The 22,435-nt window shown below is 41.1% G+C and carries 21 protein-coding genes; 17 read left to right on the top strand and 4 right to left on the bottom strand.

The window, feature by feature from the left end; translation table 11 throughout:
• Positions 1–239: 239 nt before the first annotated feature.
• Positions 240–956: a GntR family transcriptional regulator gene (locus tag FBF73_RS07635; RefSeq protein WP_136937418.1), complete on the bottom strand. Its 717-nt coding sequence runs from the start codon at positions 954–956 to the stop codon at positions 240–242.
• A gap of 322 nt (positions 957–1,278) precedes the next feature.
• Between FBF73_RS07635 and FBF73_RS07630 the strand changes: the two genes are divergently transcribed.
• From FBF73_RS07630 to FBF73_RS07585, 9 genes are all read left to right on the top strand, one after another.
• On the top strand, positions 1,279–3,066 hold the full coding sequence (locus FBF73_RS07630) for a glycoside hydrolase family 35 protein (protein WP_136937417.1): 1,788 nt from the start codon (positions 1,279–1,281) through the stop codon (positions 3,064–3,066).
• Positions 3,063–3,539, top strand: coding sequence for a PTS sugar transporter subunit IIB (locus tag FBF73_RS07625; RefSeq protein WP_000156971.1), 477 nt, complete (start codon positions 3,063–3,065; stop codon positions 3,537–3,539). The genes FBF73_RS07630 and FBF73_RS07625 overlap by 4 nt, the downstream gene beginning before the upstream one ends.
• Before the next feature lie 26 nt (positions 3,540–3,565).
• A complete protein-coding gene (locus FBF73_RS07620; RefSeq protein ID WP_049491985.1) occupies positions 3,566–4,471 on the top strand; it encodes a PTS mannose/fructose/sorbose/N-acetylgalactosamine transporter subunit IIC in 906 nt (301 codons plus the stop codon).
• Positions 4,458–5,279, top strand: coding sequence for a PTS system mannose/fructose/sorbose family transporter subunit IID (locus tag FBF73_RS07615; protein ID WP_049502319.1), 822 nt, complete (start codon positions 4,458–4,460; stop codon positions 5,277–5,279). Before FBF73_RS07620 ends, FBF73_RS07615 begins: the two co-directional genes overlap by 14 nt.
• Before the next feature lie 3 nt (positions 5,280–5,282).
• On the top strand, positions 5,283–5,687 hold the full coding sequence (locus tag FBF73_RS07610) for a PTS sugar transporter subunit IIA (protein ID WP_080977736.1): 405 nt from the start codon (positions 5,283–5,285) through the stop codon (positions 5,685–5,687).
• A gap of 252 nt (positions 5,688–5,939) precedes the next feature.
• Positions 5,940–7,106, top strand: a complete 1,167-nt coding sequence (locus FBF73_RS07605) for an SIS domain-containing protein (protein WP_136937416.1) — start codon at positions 5,940–5,942, stop codon at positions 7,104–7,106.
• Between the two features lie 312 nt (positions 7,107–7,418).
• Positions 7,419–8,456: an aldose epimerase family protein gene (locus FBF73_RS07595; protein ID WP_136937415.1), complete on the top strand. Its 1,038-nt coding sequence runs from the start codon at positions 7,419–7,421 to the stop codon at positions 8,454–8,456.
• Positions 8,457–8,673: 217 nt separating this feature from the next.
• Entirely contained in the window at positions 8,674–9,528 is an 855-nt protein-coding gene (locus FBF73_RS07590; protein WP_136937414.1) for a VOC family protein, read from the top strand.
• A 106-nt stretch (positions 9,529–9,634) separates the two neighbouring features.
• Entirely contained in the window at positions 9,635–10,192 is a 558-nt protein-coding gene (locus FBF73_RS07585; RefSeq protein WP_000200261.1) for a sugar O-acetyltransferase, read from the top strand.
• A gap of 151 nt (positions 10,193–10,343) precedes the next feature.
• On the opposite strand, the gene FBF73_RS07580 is transcribed toward FBF73_RS07585, so the two are convergent.
• Positions 10,344–11,027, bottom strand: a complete 684-nt coding sequence (locus FBF73_RS07580) for a DUF4956 domain-containing protein (RefSeq protein ID WP_136937413.1) — start codon at positions 11,025–11,027, stop codon at positions 10,344–10,346.
• The gene (locus FBF73_RS07575; RefSeq protein ID WP_136937412.1) at positions 11,020–11,796 is read right to left on the bottom strand and encodes a polyphosphate polymerase domain-containing protein; all 777 of its coding nucleotides are present in this window, start codon (positions 11,794–11,796) and stop codon (positions 11,020–11,022) included. Before FBF73_RS07575 ends, FBF73_RS07580 begins: the two co-directional genes overlap by 8 nt.
• A gap of 229 nt (positions 11,797–12,025) precedes the next feature.
• On the opposite strand from FBF73_RS07575, the gene FBF73_RS07570 reads away from it, so the two are divergent.
• The gene (locus FBF73_RS07570) at positions 12,026–13,276 is read left to right on the top strand and encodes a carbohydrate-binding domain-containing protein (RefSeq protein ID WP_136937411.1); all 1,251 of its coding nucleotides are present in this window, start codon (positions 12,026–12,028) and stop codon (positions 13,274–13,276) included.
• A gap of 248 nt (positions 13,277–13,524) precedes the next feature.
• On the opposite strand, the gene FBF73_RS07565 is transcribed toward FBF73_RS07570, so the two are convergent.
• Positions 13,525–13,758, bottom strand: a complete 234-nt coding sequence (locus tag FBF73_RS07565) for a hypothetical protein (protein WP_136937410.1) — start codon at positions 13,756–13,758, stop codon at positions 13,525–13,527.
• A gap of 614 nt (positions 13,759–14,372) precedes the next feature.
• On the opposite strand from FBF73_RS07565, the gene FBF73_RS07550 reads away from it, so the two are divergent.
• The 7 genes from FBF73_RS07550 (at position 14,373) to FBF73_RS07520 (ending at position 22,342) form a co-directional block, all read left to right on the top strand.
• Positions 14,373–15,089 carry an ABC transporter ATP-binding protein gene (locus FBF73_RS07550; RefSeq protein ID WP_136937409.1) on the top strand — a complete coding sequence of 239 codons (717 nt, stop codon included), beginning with the start codon at positions 14,373–14,375 and terminating at the stop codon, positions 15,087–15,089.
• A gap of 1 nt (position 15,090) precedes the next feature.
• Positions 15,091–16,173, top strand: a complete 1,083-nt coding sequence (locus FBF73_RS07545; protein ID WP_136937408.1) for an ABC transporter permease — start codon at positions 15,091–15,093, stop codon at positions 16,171–16,173.
• Between the two features lie 39 nt (positions 16,174–16,212).
• Positions 16,213–16,836, top strand: coding sequence for a TetR/AcrR family transcriptional regulator (locus FBF73_RS07540; protein WP_000361928.1), 624 nt, complete (start codon positions 16,213–16,215; stop codon positions 16,834–16,836).
• Between the two features lie 272 nt (positions 16,837–17,108).
• Entirely contained in the window at positions 17,109–17,873 is a 765-nt protein-coding gene (locus tag FBF73_RS07535) for a nucleoside phosphorylase (RefSeq protein ID WP_125411705.1), read from the top strand.
• A 33-nt stretch (positions 17,874–17,906) separates the two neighbouring features.
• Positions 17,907–19,286, top strand: coding sequence for a TrkH family potassium uptake protein (locus tag FBF73_RS07530; RefSeq protein WP_125411704.1), 1,380 nt, complete (start codon positions 17,907–17,909; stop codon positions 19,284–19,286).
• Between the two features lie 13 nt (positions 19,287–19,299).
• On the top strand, positions 19,300–19,965 hold the full coding sequence (locus FBF73_RS07525; protein ID WP_084923581.1) for a potassium channel family protein: 666 nt from the start codon (positions 19,300–19,302) through the stop codon (positions 19,963–19,965).
• A 124-nt stretch (positions 19,966–20,089) separates the two neighbouring features.
• The gene (locus FBF73_RS07520) at positions 20,090–22,342 is read left to right on the top strand and encodes an SSURE domain-containing protein (RefSeq protein WP_136937407.1); all 2,253 of its coding nucleotides are present in this window, start codon (positions 20,090–20,092) and stop codon (positions 22,340–22,342) included.
• Positions 22,343–22,435: the final 93 nt, after the last annotated feature.

Here is a 22,435-nt window from a genome sequence, read left to right as displayed (position 1 = left end):
ATTATCTATATAGTAAAAAGTCAAGTAAATTTATATAATAACTATAATAAACGGAGGAAATCATAAGATTTTGGAAATAACAACTTATATAAGGAGGTAAAATCAAGGAAAAATCAGTGATTTTTAACTTATTTTTAGTACAAGTGCTACAAATAAATATATTTAATAATAGCGTTTTCATATTCGCTTTTTCGTGCTATAATATATAGAAAAAGCCTGAGCAAGGCTCAAGCTTTTTCTTAGTGACCACGGTTACATGAAATGAATTTGATTTTGTAGTAATCTGCTCTCTTATACGTTTCGCTATAGGCAAGAACTTGTCCAGTTGCTTCAAGCTTAGTAGTTTTTGTTTGAAGTACTGTTGGGAATTGTGTATCAATTCCTAGTATAGAAGCAGCATGCTCTGGTGTTGGGAATGTAATTGCATTGATTTCCTCAAAATGCTCATCATTCATATGAATGTGGTAATCCAATTTGAAACGTTTATAGATAGAGCTATAATATTCAAGATTTGGATAATTGGCATTGATATATTGTTCTGGAACATAAGATGTGTGATAGATGTAAACAACACCATTTGTTTCGCGTACACGTTCAATTTTGTAGTAGAACTGATCACCACGTAGTCCAAGTTTATCTAAATATTCAAGTTTATTTCCACGCTCGATAGAAAGAACGGTCACCTTATCATCTTTCGTTTCGAAAACTTCGACGTCTGAAAATTCTACGAGTTTGTGTTTACGTGCGCGTGAAACGAATGTGCCCTTTCCTTGTTGGCGAACGATGTAACCATCTTTAGCAAGATCGTTTAAAGCACGAACAACTGTGATAGAACTTACGTCGTACATTGCGATTAATTCTGCTTCTGTGTAAAATTTATCACCACTTGCAAATTGACCAGAGATAATTTTATTTTTTAATTCATCTTTAATATATTGGTATTTTGGAATAGCCATAATTTCACCTCAATTCTATTTTTCCATCCTTGATTCTACCATAAATGTAAAGAAAATAGTAGTATTTAGGTAAAAAAATTAAAATAATAGATTAGAAACATTATAATACATGTAAAAAAATCCATTTTATAATTGGATAATTCTCTGTACTTCAAAAATAGGCACTTTCATGCGATTTTTTGATAATTTTGGTAAAAGATAAGTAAAAAAATGGAAAAATTTTAAAGAATTTTCCAAAACCTATTGACAAATACAAAAGATTTGATTATATTTAATATTATAACAAATGAAAGCGCAAACTTAGTTAGTCAGAGGTGTAAAAATGACAAGGTTTAAAATTGAGGACGATTTCTATTTAGATGGGAAACCGTTCAAGATTTTGTCTGGTGCCATTCATTATTTTAGAATTCCAGCAGAGGATTGGTATCATTCGCTCTACAACTTAAAAGCGCTTGGCTTTAATACAGTCGAGACTTATGTTGCATGGAATTTACACGAACCTGTTGAAGGGGAGTTTGATTTTGAAGGTGATCTGGATTTAGAGAAATTTCTCCAAATAGCGCAGGATTTGGGTCTCTACGCAATTGTGCGTCCGTCTCCCTTTATCTGTGCGGAATGGGAATTCGGTGGTTTACCAGCTTGGCTCTTGACCAAGAACATGCGAATTCGCTCATCCGACCCAGCATATATCGAGGCAGTTGGTCGCTACTATGATCAATTATTGCCAAGACTGGTGCCACGTTTGTTGGACAATGGCGGAAATATTCTCATGATGCAAGTCGAGAACGAATACGGTTCTTATGGAGAGGACAAATCTTACCTAAGAGCGATTCGAAAATTGATGGAAGAACGAGGGATTGATTGCCCGCTCTTTACTTCAGATGGCCCATGGCGAGCTACTTTGAAAGCTGGAACCTTAATCGAAGATGACCTCTTTGTAACAGGAAACTTTGGTTCTAAGGCGCCTTACAACTTTTCACAGATGCAGGAATTCTTTGATGAGCATGGTAAGAAATGGCCACTCATGTGTATGGAGTTCTGGGATGGCTGGTTCAATCGTTGGAAAGAACCGATTATCACACGGGATCCGAAAGAATTGGCAGAAGCTGTTCGAGAGGTATTGGAGCAAGGCTCTATCAACCTTTACATGTTCCACGGTGGTACAAACTTTGGCTTCATGAATGGTTGCTCGGCTCGAGGGACTTTGGACCTGCCACAAGTTACATCTTATGATTACGATGCCCTTCTGGATGAAGAAGGGAATCCAACTGCCAAATATTTGGCAGTCAAGAAGATGATGGCAACACATTTCCCAGAGTATCCGCAGTTGGAACCACTCTATAAGGAAAGCATGAAAGTGGACGCTATTCCACTTGCTGAAAAAGTTTCCTTATTTGAAACCTTAGATAGTCTTTCTAGTCCAATAGAAAGTCTCTATCCAAAAGCGATGGAGGAATTAGGTCAATGTTATGGCTATCTTCTTTATCGTACTGAGGCAAGTTGGGATGCAGAAGAAGAACGCCTTCGCATCATCGATGGACGTGACCGTGCTCAACTCTTTGTAGATGGTCAACGAATTGCCACTCAATACCAGACAGAGATTGGAGAAGATATCTACTGTCAAGGTAATCGAAAAGGTGCTTCACAACTTGACATCTTGATTGAAAATATGGGCCGTGTTAACTATGGACATAAGTTCTTAGCTGATACACAACGTAAAGGAATCCGAACAGGTGTCTGCAAGGATTTACACTTCTTACTTAATTGGAAACAATATCCACTACCACTGGATAATCCTGAGAAAATTGATTTTTCAAAAGGATGGACAGAAGGACAACCAGCCTTTTACGCTTATGACTTTACAGTCCAAGAGCCAAAAGATACTTACCTAGACTTGTCTGAGTTTGGTAAGGGAGTTGCCTTTGTCAATGGGCGTCACCTAGGACGTTTTTGGAACGTCGGCCCAACACTCTCGCTTTATATTCCTCATTGTTATCTCAAGGAAGGTGCCAATCGTATCATTATCTTTGAAACAGAGGGTGAATATAAAGAAGAGATTCATTTAACTCGTAAACCTACACTAAAACATATAAAGGGGGAAAATTTATGACAATTGTAGGATGCCGTATCGATGGACGTTTGATCCACGGACAAGTAGCCAATCTTTGGGCTGGAAAACTAAATGTTTCACGTATTATGGTTGTGGATGACGAAGTTGTCAACAACGACGTTGAAAAGAGTGGTTTGAAACTAGCGACACCACCAGGTGTGAAATTGAGTATTTTGCCAATTGAGAAAGCGGCAGCCAATATTCTTGCTGGTAAATACGATAGCCAACGTCTCTTTATCGTTGCTCGTAAACCAGACCGTTTCCTTGGTTTGGTAGAAGCAGGTGTACCACTTGAAACCCTTAATGTTGGGAATATGTCTCAAACACCAGAAACTCGCGCCATCACACGTTCTATTAACGTAGTGGACAAGGATGTGGAAGACTTCCACAAACTGGCGGAAAAAGGTGTTAAACTTACTGCTCAAATGGTTCCAAATGATCCAGTTTCAGACTTTTTGAGCTTATTAAAATAGGAAAAAATTTTTAGGAGGTCATTGTTATGATACAATGGTGGCAAATTTTACTTCTCACTTTGTACTCAGCTTATCAAATCTGTGATGAGTTGACGATCGTTTCATCTGCAGGTTCCCCTGTATTTGCTGGTTTCATTACTGGTTTAATCATGGGAGATGTGACAACTGGTTTGTTTATCGGTGGTAGCTTGCAGTTGTTCGTTCTTGGGGTTGGTACCTTCGGTGGTGCTTCTCGTATCGACGCAACTTCTGGTGCGGTTCTTGCAACAGCCTTCTCTGTTTCACAAGGAATTGCTACAGACCTTGCGATTACAACAATCGCTGTACCAGTAGCAGCGCTTTTGACATACTTCGACGTTCTTGGACGTATGACAACTACTTTCTTCGCACACCGTATTGATGCTGCAATCGAACGCTTTGACTATAAAGCGATCGAACGCAACTACCTTCTTGGTGCTCTTCCTTGGGCTCTTTCTCGTGCCCTTCCAGTCTTCTTTGCCCTTGCCTTTGGTGGTGCATTTGTACAAACAGTAGTAGACTTGGTTAAACAATATCAATGGGTTGCAGATGGTTTGACACTTGCAGGACGTATGCTTCCAGGTCTTGGATTTGCAATCTTGCTTCGTTACCTTCCAGTTAAACGTAACCTTCACTACCTTGCTATGGGATTCGGTTTAACAGCTATGTTGACTGTTCTTTACTCATATGTAACAGGTCTTGGTGGCGCTGTTGCTGGTATCGTAGGAACTCTACCTAAAGATGTGGCTGAAAAAATTGCTTTTGTCAACAACTTTAAAGGTTTGTCTATGATTGGTATCTCTATCGTGGGTATCTTCCTTGCAGTGCTTCACTTCAAAAATAGCCAAAAAGTAGCTGTAGCAGCACCTTCTACACCATCAGAAAGTGGGGAAATCGAAGATGACGAATTCTAATTACAAACTTACAAAAGAAGATTTTAATCAAATCAACAAACGTAGCTTGTTTACTTTCCAATTAGGTTGGAACTACGAACGTATGCAAGCTTCTGGTTACCTTTACATGATCTTGCCTCAATTGCGTAAAATGTATGGGGATGGAACTCCTGAATTGAAAGAAATGATGAAAGTTCATACTCAATTCTTCAATACTTCACCATTCTTCCACACAATCATCGCTGGTTTTGACCTTGCCATGGAAGAAAAAGATGGTGTAGGTTCAAAAGATGCCGTTAACGGTATCAAGACAGGTTTGATGGGACCATTCGCTCCTCTTGGAGATACTATCTTTGGTTCACTTGTACCTGCTATCATGGGATCTATCGCAGCAACTATGGCTATCGCTGGCCAACCATGGGGTATCTTCCTTTGGATTGCAGTTGCAGTAGTGTATGACATTTTCCGTTGGAAACAGTTAGAATTTGCCTACAAAGAAGGGGTTAACCTTATCAACAACATGCAAAGTACTTTGACAGCTTTGATTGACGCTGCATCTGTACTTGGTGTCTTCATGATGGGTGCTCTTGTAGCAACAATGATCAACTTTGAAGTTTCTTATAAATTGCCAATCGGTGAAAAAATGATTGACTTCCAAGACATCTTGAACTCAATCTTCCCACGCTTACTTCCAGCAATCTTTACTGCATTTATCTTCTGGTTGCTTGGTAAGAAAGGTATGAACTCTACAAAAGCAATTGGTATCATCATTGCTCTTGCAGTAGGTCTTTCATTCATCGGTAAATTCTTGCTTGGAATGGGTGCATAATTTATGACGAAATCATTAATTTTGGTGAGTCATGGTCGATTCTGTGAAGAACTTAAAGGTAGCACTGAAATGATCATGGGTCCACAAGACAATATTCATGCAGTGGCTCTTCTTCCAGAAGATGGTCCAGAAGACTTTACTGCAAAATTTGAAGCTGCTATTGAAGGATTGGATGATTTCTTAGTCTTTGCGGATCTTCTCGGTGGAACACCATGTAACGTGGTAAGCCGTTTGATTATGGAAGGTCGTGATATTGACCTTTACGCAGGGATGAATCTTCCAATGGTGATTGAATTTATCAATGCGAGCCTTACAGGCGCAGATGCGGACTATAAGAGCCGTGCTGCAGAAAGCATTGTGAAAGTTAATGACCTGTTAGCGGGCTTCGATGATGACGAAGATGAATAATACTCTTCGAAAATCTCTTTAAACCATACTAGTGTCGCCTTGCCGTAGGTATATGTTACTGACTTTGTCAGTTCTATCTACAACCTCAAAGCAGTGCTTCGAGCAGCCTGCGGCTAGTTTCCTAGTTTGCTCTTTGATTTTCATTGAGTATAAGATGTGACAACGTGAAAATCGTTAGAGCATTTTATATAGAATATACATGGGAATGGGGCTTACTCCCATTCCCATATTTAATAGAAAAAGAGGAATTCAATGTTACATTATACAAAAGAAGACTTGCTCGAATTGGGTGCAGAAATCACTACACGTGAAATCTACCAACAGCCTGATGTATGGAAAGAAGCTTTTGAATCTTATCAAGCAAAACGTGAAGAAATTGCAGCCTTCCTACAAGGGATTGCTGATAAACATGACTATATCAAGGTAATCTTGACAGGTGCTGGGACTTCTGCTTATGTAGGAGATACCTTGGTACCTTACTTTAAGGAAGCCTATGACGAACGCAAATGGAATTTCAATGCCATTGCGACAACAGATATCGTTGCCAATCCAGAAACTTATTTGAAAAAAGATGTGGCGACTGTCCTTGTATCTTTTGCTCGTAGTGGGAATTCACCTGAAAGTGTGGCGACTGTTGATTTGGCCAAGGCCTTGGTGGATGAGCTTTATCAAGTGACTATTACTTGTGCAGCAGATGGTAAATTGGCTCTTCAAGCTCATGGAGATGACCGCAATCTTTTGCTTTTGCAACCAGCTGCTTCTAATGATGCTGGCTTTGCCATGACCTCTAGCTTTACGTCTATGATGTTAACAGCTCTCTTGGTCTTTGATCCTACAGAATTTGCTGTTAAAGCTGAACGTTTTGAAGTTGTATCTAGTCTTGCCCGTAAAATTCTAGACAAGGCAGAAGATGTCAAAGAGCTTGTTGATTTAGACTTTAATCGTGTCATCTATCTAGGCGCTGGTCCTTTCTTTGGACTTGCTCATGAAGCTCAGCTCAAGATTTTGGAACTGACTGCTGGTCAAGTTGCGACTATGTATGAAAGCCCAGTCGGCTTCCGTCACGGTCCAAAATCTCTTATCAACGAAGATACAGTTGTTTTAGTCTTTGGTACAACGACAGACTACACTCGTAAGTACGACTTGGACTTGGTTCGTGAAGTTGCTGGTGATCAGATTGCTCGCCGTGTTGTGCTTTTGAGTGATCAAGCCTTTGGTCTTGAAAATGTCAAAGAAGTGGCACTTGGTTGTGGCGGTGTCTTGAATGATATTTACCGTGTCTTCCCTTACATCGTTTATGCCCAACTCTTTGCCCTATTGACTTCACTCAAGGTAGAAAATAAACCTGATACACCGTCTCCTACAGGTACAGTAAACCGTGTGGTACAAGGTGTGATCATCCACGAATATCAAAAGTAATACTCTTCGAAAATCAAATTCAGACTACGTCAGCTTCGCCTTGCTGTATAGATGTTACGGACTTCGTCAGTTTTATCTGCAACCTCAAAACAGTGTTTTGAGCTGACTTCGTCAGTTCTATCCACAACCTCAAAGCGGTGCTTTGAGCAACCTGCGGCTAGCTTCCTAGTTTGCTCTTTGATTTTCATTGAGTATAAGGCAATATTTATGAATTCTTGACAAGAGGATTTGTAAATCATCAGATAAACCATAGATTGTCAGTAGGCTTTCTATGGTTTGTTTGCTTGAGAGAAATAGTAAAAGGAGAACAGAATGAAAGCATACACAGAGCGTGTATTTGGAAATGTTGAGGGCAAGGATGTCTTGGCCTATCGCTTTGAGACTGACGGTGACTACCAACTCGAGGTTATGACTTATGGCGCGACCATCTTGCGCTATGTAACACCTGACAAGGCTGGAAATTTTGCCAATGTTATCTTGGGATTTGATGACTTTGACAGCTATGTAGGTAATAGTCCTAAGCATGGAGCGAGCGTAGGTCCTGTAGCGGGTCGTATTGCAGGTGCGAGTTTTGAATTAAATGGTAAGACCTATGACCTTGAAGTCAACAATGCTAGCAACTGTAACCACAGTGGTTCAACTGGTTGGGATTCTAGCTTGTTTGAACTAGTTGAAGTGAGCGACCATGGCTTGACCCTCTACACAGAGCGTACAGACGGGACAGGAGGATTTCCTGGAAATCTTAAGATTTGGATCAGTTACCACTTGGAAGAAACTGGTGCCTATGAAATCAGCTACAAGGTGACGACCGATCAGGATACGCTGGTCAATCCAACCAACCACAGCTACTTCAACTTGTCTGGTGATTTCACGCAGACGATTGACCGTCATGTCTTCCAGTTAAATACTGAGGGGATTTACCCAATTGCTCCCGACGGTGTTCCTGCCAAAACTCCAGATGCAAATCGTGATGTGGTCAAACACATCTACAATGGTGCCTTGTTGAAGGATATCTTTGCAGAGGAAGATGAGCAAATCCAATTGGTATCTGGCTTGGACCATCCATTTGCCCTTCCTACAGGTCATGACAATGCTGGTTTCCTTTATGACCAAAACTCAGGTCGCTTTCTACTTTTCAAGACAGAGGCTCCTTGCTTTGTTGTCTACACAGCAAACTTTGTGGATGAAAGTGTGCTCATAGGAGGTAAGCCAATGGTACAGCACAATGGAATTGCCCTTGAAGCACAGGCTTTACCAGATGTTATTCACAGTGACCTTAAAGACCAAGTCATTCTTAAAGCCGGTCAAACTTTTACCAGTAAGACACGTTATGAACTTGTTGTTAAGTAAAAAAGCTGGGAAAAAAGTCTTTAAAATTAGGAAAATGCATATTATCAGGTGCTGAAAACTTTGATAATATGCGTTTTATTATGGAAAGATTCACTTTATATTATCCTAAAATAGCGTTATTACACAGCATCTCTTGAGTTGTCTAACTTGACTTTCTTGATGGAAATTATATAATAGATGTAATAATAAACATTACAGCATGAAAAGAGAACCATTTATGATCTATGAATACAAGAGCCACATTTATTTAGCAGAGGCAGTTTTGGATGTAAAGGATTTGGCAAGTCAAACAGCCTTTTATCAGCAAATCATTGGTTTAGAAATCTTATCTCAGACTGAGACAGAGACGATTCTAGGACTTGATGGAAAGGCCTTGGTACACCTGATTCAAGCACAAGAGAGTGGACAAGTAAGAGAACATTATGGTCTTTACCATCTGGCTATTCTCTTGCCGACACGAAAGGCTTTGGCGGATATCTTGAAACACCTGACAGATTTACAGATTCCTCTTGTCGGCGGTGCAGACCATGGTTACAGTGAGGCCCTTTATTTGGAGGATTTGGAGGGAAATGGCATTGAGCTCTATCGAGATAAGCCGGTTTCCACATGGGATATTCGAGAAGATGGATGCATTATCGGAGTGACGGAGGCCCTTGCGGCACAGGATATCTATGAGTTGGGGGAAAGAGTAGATCCCTTTATTCTAGCAGAAGGTACGAGAATGGGGCATATTCATCTTTCCGTCAAGGATAGTCGAAAGTCCAGCCAGTTTTATCAAAAGGTGTTAGGACTAGAGGATAAATTCAGTGTACCTAGCGCTAGTTGGATTGCGGCTGGGGATTACCATCATCATTTAGCAGTCAACGAATGGGGAGGAAAAGGCCTAGCTCCGCGTAAGCAAGGCTTGCCAGGTTTGGCCTACTATGTCATCGAAGTCGCACATAAAGAAGAACTGTTAACGATTGCCCAGCGAGCACAAGAAGTTGATGCACCAATCAAATGGCTGACATCGAGCCAGTTGGAAATCACAGACCCAGACGGAATCGTGACCCGTATTCGTTTAGCAAGATAGACAGGCTGTGATGAAAATCAGAGCATAAACTATAGAAAGCACCCCTTATCCTAGTCAGATATGTAGAAAATTTGATATGATAGTAGGGAACAAGGAGAAGAATACAATGACCAGTGAATACCAGAAAATGATAGCGGGAGAGGTTTACCGTCCATCGGACCCAGAATTGCGGGCCTTGGCTCAGGCTTCTCGCCAAAAACAGTCTGCCTTTAACAAGGAAGAAGATCCCTTGAAGGGAGTCGAAATCATCAAGGCTTGGTTCGGCTCGACTGGACAAAATATCTTTGTCAGTCCACGCCTGGTGGTTGATTATGGGGTCAATATTCATCTAGGGGAAAATTTTTATTCTAATTGGAACTTGACCATGCTGGATGTTTGCCCTATTCGCATTGGAGACAATGCTATGATTGGTCCCAACTGTCAGTTCTTGACTCCCCTCCATCCATTGGACCCGCAGGAACGTAATTCAGGTGTGGAATACGGAAAGCCCATTACCATCGGTGACAATTTCTGGGCTGGAGGTGGTGTCATTGTCCTTCCTGGAGTGACACTTGGAAATAATGTCGTTGCTGGAGCAGGGGCTGTAATCACTAAGTCATTTGGCGACAACGTTGTCCTAGCTGGAAATCCTGCGCGCGTGATTAAGGAGATACCTGTTAAATAAAGAGATTGGTAAAAAAGTTTTTAAGATAAGAAAAGCGCATCATATCAGGTGTTTAAAAAACGTTGATATGATGCCTTTTATCATAAATTAGATTAACTTTTTTTCAATTGAGTGTTTACCTAGCTTTTTGATAGGTTTCACGCTAGAAGTTTTACAAATTCTTTCTCTTCTTGGCATTTTTGGTCAGGGAAACCTGGTAAGTATCCTGTTCTCTAGTGAGGTAATTGATGATTTGAAAGTCGTTGGTTTGAGCCTTGAAATCCACTTCATAGACAGTGGTGACTTGTTCTCCATCATTACTGGTATCAATCGAGATAAGATCTAACTCAGTACAGAATTGTGATAGCCCAGATTGGATAGTTTGGAGTTTTTCTTCTTGGTTGGCAATTGTGATGATCAATAGTCTGCGACGTTGGTGATTGCTCTTGCTTTGTTGCTTTTCTAAAAGAAGCCATACTGCTAAGATAAAGACGGTGAAGAGAACAGCTAAGGCTAGGTAGCCTGTCCCTGCCGCCAGCCCGATAATCATGGCAAGGAAGATCGCAATTAGTTCCCGTGAGCCACTGGTGGCTGAACGGAAACGAATGAGGCTAAAGGTTCCTGCAACAGCGATAGAGGTTCCTAAGCTGCCATTTACCAGAAAGATGACCAAGGTCATCAAGCAGGGGAGTAGGGTCAAACTAACAGCAAATTCCCGTGTATAGAGGGTACGGTGTTTGTAAGCCCAGGTCAGCGCCAAGCCTAAAATCAGGCTGACCAAGAGAGCCAGAAAGAGCTGGATAGGATTGGCAGTGGCAGTTGTGTCGTTGAAAATAGAGTTGAAAAGATTAGACATAAGTAGTACCTACACTTTCTGTGCTTGGTCGTGGGCTATAGTCCAGCCCTTGAGACTTGTGGTAGGCACAGCTGTATTTTGAAAATTTCTGCTCTACCAGTCCATATTGGTCGAGAATATCTTGTAGCCATTGGGGTTTTCTACCAGGTGCTTTAATTTCCATGATGACAATGTCCTCGTTTAGTAGAGGGCAACCGTCCTTTCCTGAGAATAAACTGACATTATCATCACGATAGGTTAGATTTTGGTCAATAGTGATACGAATTTTATTGTAGGGAAATCCGCTAATTTCTTTCTTTTCCTTGAGAGAAAAACGGTCGTAGTAAATATACATACGAGGGATAATTGCTTGCTGATATTCCTCTTGGAGTTGCTGAATTTTTTCAATCATCATTCGGTCCTTGATACTGCTATCCAGCTGTCCCTTGGTCATAAACTGGGTGATAGACTGGGGAGTCGATAAGAGACGATGTTTTCGTCCGACACCAGCTCTGTCCTTAGATTTGATTTCTAAAAATACCTGACTATCAGGCTGGACTTGACTGAGATAGGTTCGCATCCGAATCTTTTCTTTGCGCTTAGTACCTTGGCCATCTTCCTGAATCATATCAAATTGCTCTGTATCAAAGTAGATGTTGGAAATGGTCGAAGTTGGATAATCATCCTCGACGAGGTATATTTTTAAGTCCTCTATTAAATTAGCCAAGTCAGCTTTGGCAACGACATATTTGGTTTCAATTCGTTTAAAGCTTGTTTCAATTGGTTTCATAAATCCTGTCTCCTTTATCAAACTATTTTAGTACACTATCTTATTAGAAGATAGGTGTGTCTGGGCAAGTTGAACTTGCTTGTAATTAGTCTATGGAATTTTCCTAAAACTTTTGTTAAAGATAACTTAACTGAAACTGAACTTAAGAAAACTTTCAGAAAAAGTTTAGATTTTTTTCAGACTTACCCTGTAAACTAAGGTCAAGCTAAAGGAAGGCGAGGAAAAAAGTATGAAATCAAAAAAATGGACTCTAATCTTAACCAGTTTAACAGCTTTGACCTTGATGACAGCTTGTGGGCAGTCAACGACCAAGTCAAGTACAACTGCAGCGGCAGATACCACTGCTATCACAACTTCAGCTAAAAACAGTCAATCTTCTTACTTTACAGAAAAGGACTACGACACTTCTTATGATGAAAGCACTGCTTCTAAGATTGAGTTATCTGGCTCATCTGCAAGTATCTCTGGAGACGGGGTGACAGTTTCTGGCTCAACGGTGACCATCTCAAAAGCAGGTACCTATGTGATTTCAGGTCAGTCTGACGGAGTGCAGATTAAGGTAGAGGCAGATAAGTCGGCAGATGTTCATCTAGTCCTAAAAGGTGCGACCATGACTAATACCAATGCAGCAATTTCTGCGACGTCAGCAGGTCATGTCTACCTCACTCTAGCAGAGGGAACCACCAACAGTCTCTCTGACTCAAACTCTAACAGTGATGAAAAGGCAAATGCCGCTCTCTTTTCTAAGGTTGATTTGACCATCAATGGCTCAGGAACTCTCACTGTAGATAGTAAGAAAAGCAATGCTATCAAGGCTAACGACACCCTCCACATCACAGGTGGAACCTTTAACATCACATCAGTTGGCGATGCCTTTAATGTCAATGATGAACTTAATGTCACTGGTGCGACCATGACGATCGATGCTAAGGAAGATGGTGTCAAAGTTGACAATGATGACGATATGACTGTCGGAAATATGTATTTGGCGAACAATACCATAACAGTCACAGCAGGCGAGGACGGCATTCACGCTTCTGGAAATCTAGTGATTGATAGTGGTACTTACACAGTCAAGAATGCGACTGAAGGAATTGAAGGGAAATCCATTACAATCAATGGTGGCGATATCAATGTCTACTCGACAGATGATGGGGTGAATGCAGCTAATAAAAATGCCCAGCAAAGTGATATTTACTTTACTATGACAGGTGGAAATCTAACTGTAGAAGTCGGTCAAGGTGACACAGATCCAATCGACTCAAACGGAAATATAACGGTCACAGGTGGAACTATTAAATTAATAGGACAATCAGGCTTTGACTTTGATGGAACAGCAACTTACACAGGTGGGGATATTTACATTAACGGCGAAAAACAAACTGATATTGTCAATTCTATGCCTGGAGGCGGTGGACCAAATGGAGGACCTCAAGGAAATGGTGGTCCTGGCGGTCCAGCCCCTGGTGGACAAGGATAAACAAAAAAGATAGCATTCAATTAGAATGGCTATCTTTTTATATGGGTGATAAATTGATATGTTACGAGGGATTTTATAATCGTAGCTTTCAAAGGCTAAATTGTTCAGTCATCCGTTTTTGTTTACTTAAATTTCTTGAATTTTAAGAAGATATTGAGTAGTTTTCCCTTAAATGTTTTGTTTTGGTAGGCGATTGTGAGGGAATTGAAAAATTCAACTGCTAGGTGTTCTTGGTGACCGAGCTCCATCTAGCTTGGGATTGCTTCTGGGGAAAAGACGCCTAATTTGATGCGGAGTCCACCTTTTTTCATCTTGAACTGATGCATACCATACATCTTGATATCAAGGCTTGTATCGGACATGAGAGTAGCAGTATCACCTGCCATAGAAATTTTTGTATCGGCATCCGGAACGCCTGTTTTTTCAGTATCTAGACTGATAAAGATTTTTTGATAAGTTGGTTGACCGTACTCTCCAATCAACTCCTCACTTCCTGTCCACCGTGAACTCCAGCAAATACAAAATGTTCAGGGTGAATTTTAAAAGGAAGTGCTTGGTCACCCATTTTATTTAGTCCTTGGTTGAAGGCGAAGAAATCTCTCAAAGTAAATCCATCCACGTAAGCAACTTGTAGGTTACGTCCCTTAACCGAATTCTTAGAAATGCCATGCCGTATTTGGTCTGATTCTGCTAGACGGTCAGCGTAGAGTTCGAGGATTTTTTGACTTCCAAGGGCTAATTTGGTTTCAATTAGGTCTTGAAAATTTCTTAGTCTGTTTCATATAAAATTGAGTAAAATGAATTCCCATTACCAAGGTCATTAGAGTTGCGATAGCAATGACAATGGTTGGATTAGCCGAGAAAAGTAGAGGGAAAATAGGCCTTTAAAAAGTGGACAGAAAAGACCATTTCGGAGTATAGAGAGGAAGTTCAAAAACATTTTTAGAAATAAGACATGTGCATTATAAACATCAGATACGAATCTGGTGCTTTATTTTTTAAAGAATTTCAACTTTTTTCTTGACAAGTGAGTAAACACTCACTATAATAGGTCTATATTCAGTAAGTGAGCAAACACTCACCTAGGAGGAAGCATATGAAAAAATTGCTACATTTACAAGATTTGGATAAGTCTTTTTGTCGTCAAATGGTTTTGAATCATGTCAGCTTTGAATTGCAGCTGGGAGAAATTATAGGCTTAATAGGTCCGTCTGGTGCTGGTAAATCAACTATGATTAAGACTATGTTAGGGATGGAAAAAGCTGACGGAGGGGTTGCTTTGGTATTGGATCATACTATGCCCAATCGTCATATTTTAGGAGATATTGGTTATATGGCCCAGTCAGATGCCTTATATGAGGCTTTGTCAGGTCAAGAAAATCTGGAATTTTTTGGTCAGCTAAAAGGGCTATCCAAAAGAGATCTGACAGCTGAAATTGCCCATGTGGCTCAAGTTGTGGATCTGGCAGAGCATTTGAATAAAACGGTATCCGGTTATTCTGGAGGAATGAAGCGACGCTTGTCTTTAGCCATCGCGCTTCTGGGGAATCCTCAGCTCTTGATTTTGGACGAACCGACAGTTGGAATCGACCCTTCTCTTCGGAAGAAAATCTGGAAAGAATTATTCGCGCTTAGAGACAATGGGGTTGGGATATTAGTTACTACCCATGTTATGGATGAAGCAGAGTTAACGGATAAGGTCGGCTTATTATTAGGTGGAAAAATCATTGCTTTTGATACACCGCAACACTTAAAAGAAAGTTATCAAGTTTCAAGTATTGAAGAAGTATTTTTGAAAGCAGAAGGAGAGTAAGATGAGAACCATTGCTATTGCTAAAAAAGTTATCAAAGAATTGCTTCGTGACAAACGAACCTTGGCTATGATGTTTGTAGCGCCGGTATTTATTATGTGGCTGATGAACCTCATGTTTTCAGCTAGTACAACCGTGAATGTCAAGTTAGCGACACAAGATCTACCAACTGGTTTGATAACGAAAATGGATGAGCTTGATCATGTGGACATCGAGACTTATCAAGACTTAGATCAGGCCAAAGAAGCGCTAGCAAATGAAAAAGTCGATGCTGTGATTTCTTATAAAGACGGTGAGTATCAGGTCGACTACGCAAATACAGATGCCTCCAAGACATCTATGATACGACAAGTGTTACGAACAAGTATCGCCAGTGAAGGCACCGATCAGTTACTATCTCGTATCAAACAAGATCTTCCACAATTGAAATTAGATGCAAAGGCGCCTGAAATCAAAGAATCTTACCAATATGGAGATAAAAATACTGGATTCTTTGCACGTATGATTCCAATTTTAATTGGCTTTGTGGTCTTCTTCTTTGTCTTTTTGATTTCTGGTATGGCACTTTTGAAAGAGCGCACAAGTGGAACCTTGGATCGCTTGTTAGCAACCCCAGTGAAACGTTCTGAAATTGTCTATGGCTATATGTTGTCTTACGGTATTATTGCGATTTTTCAAACGGCAGTTGTCGTCTTAGCAGCAATTTGGCTACTAGATGTAGAAGTTGTAGGAAATATTTTAAATGTTATAATAGTTAATGTGGTACTGGCTCTTGTAGCACTAGCTTTTGGAATTCTCTTGTCTACTCTAGCAAAATCAGAATTCCAAATGATGCAATTTATTCCTCTCGTGATTATGCCTCAACTCTTTTTCTCAGGGATTATTCCATTGTCATCCATGGGAGCATGGGCTCCAACTGTGGGGAAATTTTTGCCATTAACCTATTCTGGTGATGCAATAAGCCAGATTATTCTTTACGGACACAATCTTGGTGATATTTTGCCAAATCTTGGTGTTTTAATGATTTTCTTGATCATTTTAACAATTCTCAATATTGTTGGATTGCGTCGTTATCGTAAAGTTTAGAAATCAACATAAATAATGCTAAAAAGGTGTGAAGATTAGATGGATAAGACTGTTTTTGAATCGTTTGAAGATTACTTAGAAGAAGCGAATTACCCTCAAGGAAAGAAAAAAATCATGCAGGCAGCAGTGGATCTCATATCAACTAGGAGTTACCATGGGACCTCAACTCTTCACATAGCTGAGCGTGCTGGACTAAGCCAGGCAACTTTGTTTAAGTATTTTAAGACGAAGGATGATCTACTGACGGCTATTTTACATCCTGTAGTCCCAGGCATTTTCGGTAGTTTTGTTGAGGAACTCTTAGCTTTTGAAACGACAGAAGAGAGGGTTCGTTATCTCGTCCACGATCGTATGAGCTATCTCAAAAAAAATCGTGCTTTGATGAAAATCATTCTGCAGGAGAGTTTTTCAAATAAGAAACTAAAAAATGAACAGATTTTTATCTGGAATGCTATTCAAGATAAACTTCGAGTGCTTCATAAAGAATTGCTAGCAGATCCACGTGTAAATCCAGAGTTAACGATTCCTCAAATGGTTCGTATTTGTGTTGGTCCATTGTTGGCTTACTTCGCTCAACTTTATATCGTTAGCGACAACGGAGAAATAAAGGAAGAGGACCTAGACTTATTAGAAAAACAGATTTTAGGTGGTTTGTGGAAATAAGGGAGTTCTAGAAGAGCTAAGATTTATTTACTTGACTTTCAAACAAGCTAAAAAAGACATGTTCTGCTTATTTCAGATTCATGTCTTTTTTGTTGTTGGATTTTGTATTCTTCATAAGTCCTCAATCGCTTTGCCAAAACAGAAACCGACTTCTCCAGCGGTGCAACGATTTCTCAAGTGTATGGAAGAGGAGATTTCTGGCTTGCTAAAGAGAATTCCTTGACACTTTGTCAGCTTTTGATACAATAGTACAAAATTAGAGGAGGTAGATTATGATTCAGAAACATGCGATTCCTATTTTAGAGTTCGATGATAATCCTCAGGCGGTTATCATGCCTAATCACGAGGGGTTGGACTTGCATTTACCAAAGAAGTGTGTCTATGCTTTTTTAGGTGAGGAGATTGACCGCTATGCGAGGGAAGTAGGGGCGGACTGTGTCGGCGAATTCGTTTCTGCCACCAAGACCTATCCAGTCTATGTCGTGAACCACAAAGGCGAGGAGATTTGTCTGGCTCAGGCACCTGTCGGCTCCGCTCCAGCAGCCCAGTTTATGGATTGGTTGATTGGCTATGGTGTGGAGCAGATTATCTCTACTGGTACCTGTGGTGTGCTGGCTGATATAGAAGAAAATGCCTTTCTAGTCCCTGTTCGCGCTCTGCGAGATGAAGGAGCCAGTTATCACTATGTGGCACCTTCTCGTTATATGGAAATTCAGACAGAGGCTATTGCTGCTATTGAGCAAGTTTTGGAGGCTAGAGGGATTCCTTATGAAGAAGTCATGACCTGGACGACAGATGGTTTTTACCGAGAAACTGCTGAAAAGGTGGCTTATCGCAAGGAAGAAGGCTGTGCTGTTGTGGAGATGGAGTGTTCTGCGCTTGCGGCAGTAGCCCAACTGCGTGGGGTTTTCTGGGGAGAATTGTTGTTTACAGCTGATTCCTTAGCAGACTTGGACCAGTACGATAGTCGTGACTGGGGTTCAGAAGCTTTCGAGAAGGCCTTGGAACTCTGTCTTGAGATAGCCTTTCAGATATAGCTACTCTCCTACTTTTTATGGTACAATGGATGTATGTTATTCAAGTTATTTGTTAAAAAAATTGAAAGGGCCTTGGGTGGACTTTCGCCAGCTCGTCGTATCTTTTTAAGTTTCGCTGGAGTTATTCTTATAGGCTCTCTCCTATTAAGTTTGCCTTTTGTCCAGGCGAGTGGTTCGCAGGCTACTTATTTTGACCATCTTTTTACGACGGTGTCCATGGTCTGTGTGACTGGCCTTTTTACGCAACCAGTGGCTACGACCTATAATGTTTGGGGTCAGTTGATTTGTATGCTTTTGATACAGATTGGTGGCTTAGGTCTCATGACTTTTATCGGGATTTTTTATATCCAAGGCAAGCAAAAGCTTAGTCTGCGTAGTCGTGAAACCATACAGGAGAGTTTTAGTTATGGGGAAAGTAAGTCTTTGAAGTCTTTTATGCGTTCCATCTTTTTGACGACTTTTCTGGTAGAGGGTTTGGGAGCTTTTCTTCTTAGTTTCCGTTTTATTCCTGAGTTCGGCTGGGGACGGGGTATTTTTACTTCTATCTTCTTAGCCATTTCAGCCTTTTGTAATGCTGGTTTTGATAATTTCGGCAGTAGCAGTTTAGTGGCTTTTCAGACGGATCCCTTAATCAATCTGGTCATTGCTGGCTTAATTATCACAGGTGGTCTTGGATTTATGGTTTGGTTTGACTTGGCAACCCAGTTTGACAAGAAGAAAAAACGCCGTCTGCGTTTTCACACCAAGCTGGTCCTCTTCTTGACTGCAGGGATTTTGCTGTTTGGGACAGTATCCACACTCTTTACGGAATGGCACAATCCAGGAACCATTGGCAATCTCAGTGTTCCAGAGAAAGTGCTAGTCAGCTTTTTCCAAACCGTCAGCATGAGAACGGCTGGTTTTGCCTCTATTGACTACACCCAAGCTCGGCCTGTGACCTTGTTTATCTATATCCTACAGATGTTTCTGGGTGGGGCACCTGGAGGAACGGCTGGGGGGCTCAAGATTACGACTTTCTTTGTCTTGTTGGTTTTTGCGCGTAGTGAATTGCTGGGCTTACCTCATGCTAATGTTGCGCAGAGAACCATTGAGACTCGAACAGTCCAAAAATCCTTTAGTGTCTTCATTATCTTTTTGATGACCTTCTTGTTGGGCTTGATGTTGTTGGGAATTACAGCAGAAGGAACACCGCGATTTATTTACCTCATGTTTGAGACCATTTCAGCTCTTGCGACAGTTGGGGTAACGGCAAATCTGACGCCAGAATTGGGTAAGCTAGCTCTTAGCATTGTCATGGTGCTCATGTTTATTGGCCGTATCGGTCCCTTGACCTTGCTGGTTAGTCTAGCTGACTACCAGCCTGATAAGAAAGATTTGATTCAGTATATGAAAGCAGATATTAGTATTGGATAAGAAAGGAAGAATGATGTCAGATCGTACGATTGGAATTTTAGGTTTGGGGATTTTCGGGAGTAGTGTCCTGACAGCCCTAGCCAAGCAAGATATGAATATCATTGCCATTGACGACCACGCCGAGCGAATCAATCAATTTGAGCCAGTTTTGGCGCGTGGAGTTGTGGGCGATATTACAGATGAGGAACTCCTCAGAACTGCAGGAATTGATACCTGTGATACGGTTGTAGTGGCAACAGGAGAAAATCTAGAGTCGAGTGTGCTTGCAGTTATGCATTGTAAGAGTTTGGGGGTACCACGGGTTATTGTCAAGGTCAAAAGCCAGACAGCTAAGAAGGTGTTAGAAAAAATCGGTGCTGACTCAGTGATCTCGCCAGAGTATGAAATGGGGCAGTCCCTAGCGCAGACCATTCTCTTTCATAATAATGTCGATGTCTTTCAGCTGGATAAAAATGTATCTATCGTGGAGATGAAAATTCCCAGTGTTTGGGCAGGTCAAAGCCTGAGCCAGCTGGATCTACGTGGCAAATACAACCTCAATGTCCTAGGATTTCGTGAACAGGAAAATTCACCCTTGGATGTCCAGTTTGGACCCAATGACCTCTTGAAGGCGGATGCCTATATCTTGGCGGTCATTAACAACCAGTATCTAGATGACTTGGCAGAATTAAATTCGTAAAAAAGTTAATATAAGTATTTTATAAGAGGGATTTAAGAAAAATTTTAACTTTTTCTTAATCCTTTTTAATTTTAGGAGATTATACTAGAGTCATCAAATAAAGAAAAACTCTAAGGAGAATCCTATGAAATTCAATCCAAATCAAAGATATACTCGTTGGTCTATTCGCCGTCTTAGTGTCGGGGTTGCCTCAGTTGTTGTAGCCAGTGGCTTTTTTGTTCTAGTTGGTCAACCAAGTTCTGTACGTGCCGATGTGGTCAATCCGACCCCTGCTCAAGTTGTGCCAGACGCTGCTTCAGTGAGTGAAAAGAGCGACTTACCAGCAGAGGTTCTCAAGAAAGCAGTTGATGTAGCTCTTCCTTCAGAACAGGCAGATTCAACACCTAAAGCAAGCTTGGATACTACAAGCTCTCCAGAAAAAGGAGATGTAGCTGCTAAAGAACTAGTAGCAGCACCCAAAGAAGAAGTGCACGCAAAACCAGAATCTAAGAAAGAAACAGAAGATGCGGTTAAACCTGCGCCTACAGTTTCTGGACAAGACCGTGAAGCAAATGAAGCTCAACCAGCAACCACCCCAGCTGAAGTGCAAAAGGGTGTGGCTGACAATACTAAAGATACGGTGGATGTGCCAGCCACATACTTAGATAAAGCCAACTTCCCAGGTCCATTCACAGCTGGTGTCAATCAAGTTATCCCGTACGAGTTCTTCGCTGGTGACGGTATGTTAACTCGCCTTATATTGAAAGCATCCGACAAGGCTCCATGGTCAGACAATGGCTCAGCTAAAAACCCAGCTCTTCCACCAGTAGAAAAATTGGGCAAAGGCCTCTATTTCTATGAAGTGGATTTGGCAGGAACTCAAGGTAAATCTGATAAAGAGCTTCTAGACCTCTTGAAACAAAACGGCACTCAAAGTTATAAAGCTACCATCAAAGTTTACGGTGCTAAAGATGGCAAGGCAGACTTGAGCAACCTTGTAGCGACTAAAGAATTGGATGTCAATTTGAATGGCTTGACCACTCCAGCTGAAGTCCAAAAAGGTGTGGCTGACAATACTAAAGACACAGTAGATGTCCCAGCTACATACTTGGATAAAGCCAACTTCCCAGGTCCATTCACAGCTGGTGTCAACCAAGTTATTCCATACGAATTCTTCGCCGGTGACGGTATGTTGACTCGTCTGATTTTGAAAGCTTCAGACAAGGCTCCATGGTCAGACAATGGTTCAGCTAAAAATCCCGCTCTTCCACCAGTAGAAAAATTGGGCAAAGGCCTTTACTTCTATGAAGTAGATTTGGCTGGTACCCAAGGCAAATCAGACAAAGAGCTTCTGGACTTGTTAAAACAAAATGGTACGCAAAGCTATAAAGCTACTATCAAGGTGTACGGTGCCAAAGACGGCAAGGCTGATTTAACTAATCTTGTAGCGACTAAGGATTTGGATGTCAACTTGAATGGCTTAACTACTCCAGCTGAAGTGCAAAAAGGCGTAGCTGACAATACTAAAGATACAGTAGACGTCCCAGCTACTTACTTGGACAAAGCTAACTTCCCAGGACCGTTCACAGCTGGTGTCAACCAAGTTATTCCATATGAATTCTTCGCTGGTGATGGCATGTTGACTCGTCTGATTTTGAAAGCTTCAGACAAGGCTCCATGGTCAGACAATGGTTCAGCCAAAAATCCCGCCCTTCCACCAGTAGAAAAATTGGGCAAAGGTCTCTACTTCTACGAAGTGGACTTGGCAGGTACTCAAGGCAAATCAGATAAAGAGCTTCTTGACCTTTTGAAACAAAATGGTACTCGAAGCTATAAAGCTACCATCAAAGTGTACGGTGCGAAAGACGGCAAGGCAGATTTGAGCAATCTCGTAGCGACTAAGGATTTGACAGTGAACTTGAATGGACATCAGTCTCTTACTCAGATGCAATCAGGCTTCGTCCCATCTTCTAATGGTTCAGCTATGCCGGCTCCAATGATGAATAGTCATCAAGATGCGTCTAAGATGAACGCTCAAATGCCAAGTGCCAATCAAGATGAGATGAAATCTAAAATGCCAGCTGCTAGCCAGGATAAGATGATGCCTAGCAAAGAGCAGGACAAAACCATGAATGCTAGCCAGCCTATGGCAACACCAAGCATGAAACAAGATCAAGCTCCAGCAACATCAAGCAAAATGTCTGATGAAGGCAAGATGACATCCAATAACAAGGTATCAAGTCCAATGATGGCTGCTCAAATGAAAGACCAAAAAGACATGCTTCCATATACTGGCGAAGCCCAAACATCAATGGCTACTCTTGGATTCTTTGGACTCGCCTTAGCAGGACTGTTAGGTGGTCTCGGTTTGAAAGCTAAAAAAGAGGAAAATGACTAGTCTAGCTACAGACTTTCTATCTAGGATTTGAAAAATCCAGATATCGTTTAGAATGTTCGTAAAGAGATAAAAATAGTGTTATACTATTGTGGT

The sequence above is a fragment of the Streptococcus mitis genome (assembly GCF_005144795.1).
In the GTDB taxonomy this organism is placed as follows: domain Bacteria; phylum Bacillota; class Bacilli; order Lactobacillales; family Streptococcaceae; genus Streptococcus; species Streptococcus mitis_BB.
This window is presented reverse-complemented; position numbering and strand designations above follow the sequence as displayed.

Bases quoted from the DNA above. Each gene is read 5' to 3' on its own strand.
- FBF73_RS07635 (WP_136937418.1), bottom strand. From the start codon at position 956: ATGGCTATTCCAAAATACCAATATATTAAAGATGAATTAAAAAATAAA.
- FBF73_RS07630 (WP_136937417.1), top strand. From the start codon at position 1,279: ATGACAAGGTTTAAAATTGAGGACGATTTCTATTTAGATGGGAAACCG.
- FBF73_RS07625 (WP_000156971.1), top strand. From the start codon at position 3,063: ATGACAATTGTAGGATGCCGTATCGATGGACGTTTGATCCACGGACAA.
- FBF73_RS07620 (WP_049491985.1), top strand. From the start codon at position 3,566: ATGATACAATGGTGGCAAATTTTACTTCTCACTTTGTACTCAGCTTAT.
- FBF73_RS07615 (WP_049502319.1), top strand. From the start codon at position 4,458: ATGACGAATTCTAATTACAAACTTACAAAAGAAGATTTTAATCAAATC.
- FBF73_RS07610 (WP_080977736.1), top strand. From the start codon at position 5,283: ATGACGAAATCATTAATTTTGGTGAGTCATGGTCGATTCTGTGAAGAA.
- FBF73_RS07605 (WP_136937416.1), top strand. From the start codon at position 5,940: ATGTTACATTATACAAAAGAAGACTTGCTCGAATTGGGTGCAGAAATC.
- FBF73_RS07595 (WP_136937415.1), top strand. From the start codon at position 7,419: ATGAAAGCATACACAGAGCGTGTATTTGGAAATGTTGAGGGCAAGGAT.
- FBF73_RS07590 (WP_136937414.1), top strand. From the start codon at position 8,674: ATGATCTATGAATACAAGAGCCACATTTATTTAGCAGAGGCAGTTTTG.
- FBF73_RS07585 (WP_000200261.1), top strand. From the start codon at position 9,635: ATGACCAGTGAATACCAGAAAATGATAGCGGGAGAGGTTTACCGTCCA.
- FBF73_RS07580 (WP_136937413.1), bottom strand. From the start codon at position 11,027: ATGTCTAATCTTTTCAACTCTATTTTCAACGACACAACTGCCACTGCC.
- FBF73_RS07575 (WP_136937412.1), bottom strand. From the start codon at position 11,796: ATGAAACCAATTGAAACAAGCTTTAAACGAATTGAAACCAAATATGTC.
- FBF73_RS07570 (WP_136937411.1), top strand. From the start codon at position 12,026: ATGAAATCAAAAAAATGGACTCTAATCTTAACCAGTTTAACAGCTTTG.
- FBF73_RS07550 (WP_136937409.1), top strand. From the start codon at position 14,373: ATGAAAAAATTGCTACATTTACAAGATTTGGATAAGTCTTTTTGTCGT.
- FBF73_RS07545 (WP_136937408.1), top strand. From the start codon at position 15,091: ATGAGAACCATTGCTATTGCTAAAAAAGTTATCAAAGAATTGCTTCGT.
- FBF73_RS07540 (WP_000361928.1), top strand. From the start codon at position 16,213: ATGGATAAGACTGTTTTTGAATCGTTTGAAGATTACTTAGAAGAAGCG.
- FBF73_RS07535 (WP_125411705.1), top strand. From the start codon at position 17,109: ATGATTCAGAAACATGCGATTCCTATTTTAGAGTTCGATGATAATCCT.
- FBF73_RS07530 (WP_125411704.1), top strand. From the start codon at position 17,907: ATGTTATTCAAGTTATTTGTTAAAAAAATTGAAAGGGCCTTGGGTGGA.
- FBF73_RS07525 (WP_084923581.1), top strand. From the start codon at position 19,300: ATGTCAGATCGTACGATTGGAATTTTAGGTTTGGGGATTTTCGGGAGT.
- FBF73_RS07520 (WP_136937407.1), top strand. From the start codon at position 20,090: ATGAAATTCAATCCAAATCAAAGATATACTCGTTGGTCTATTCGCCGT.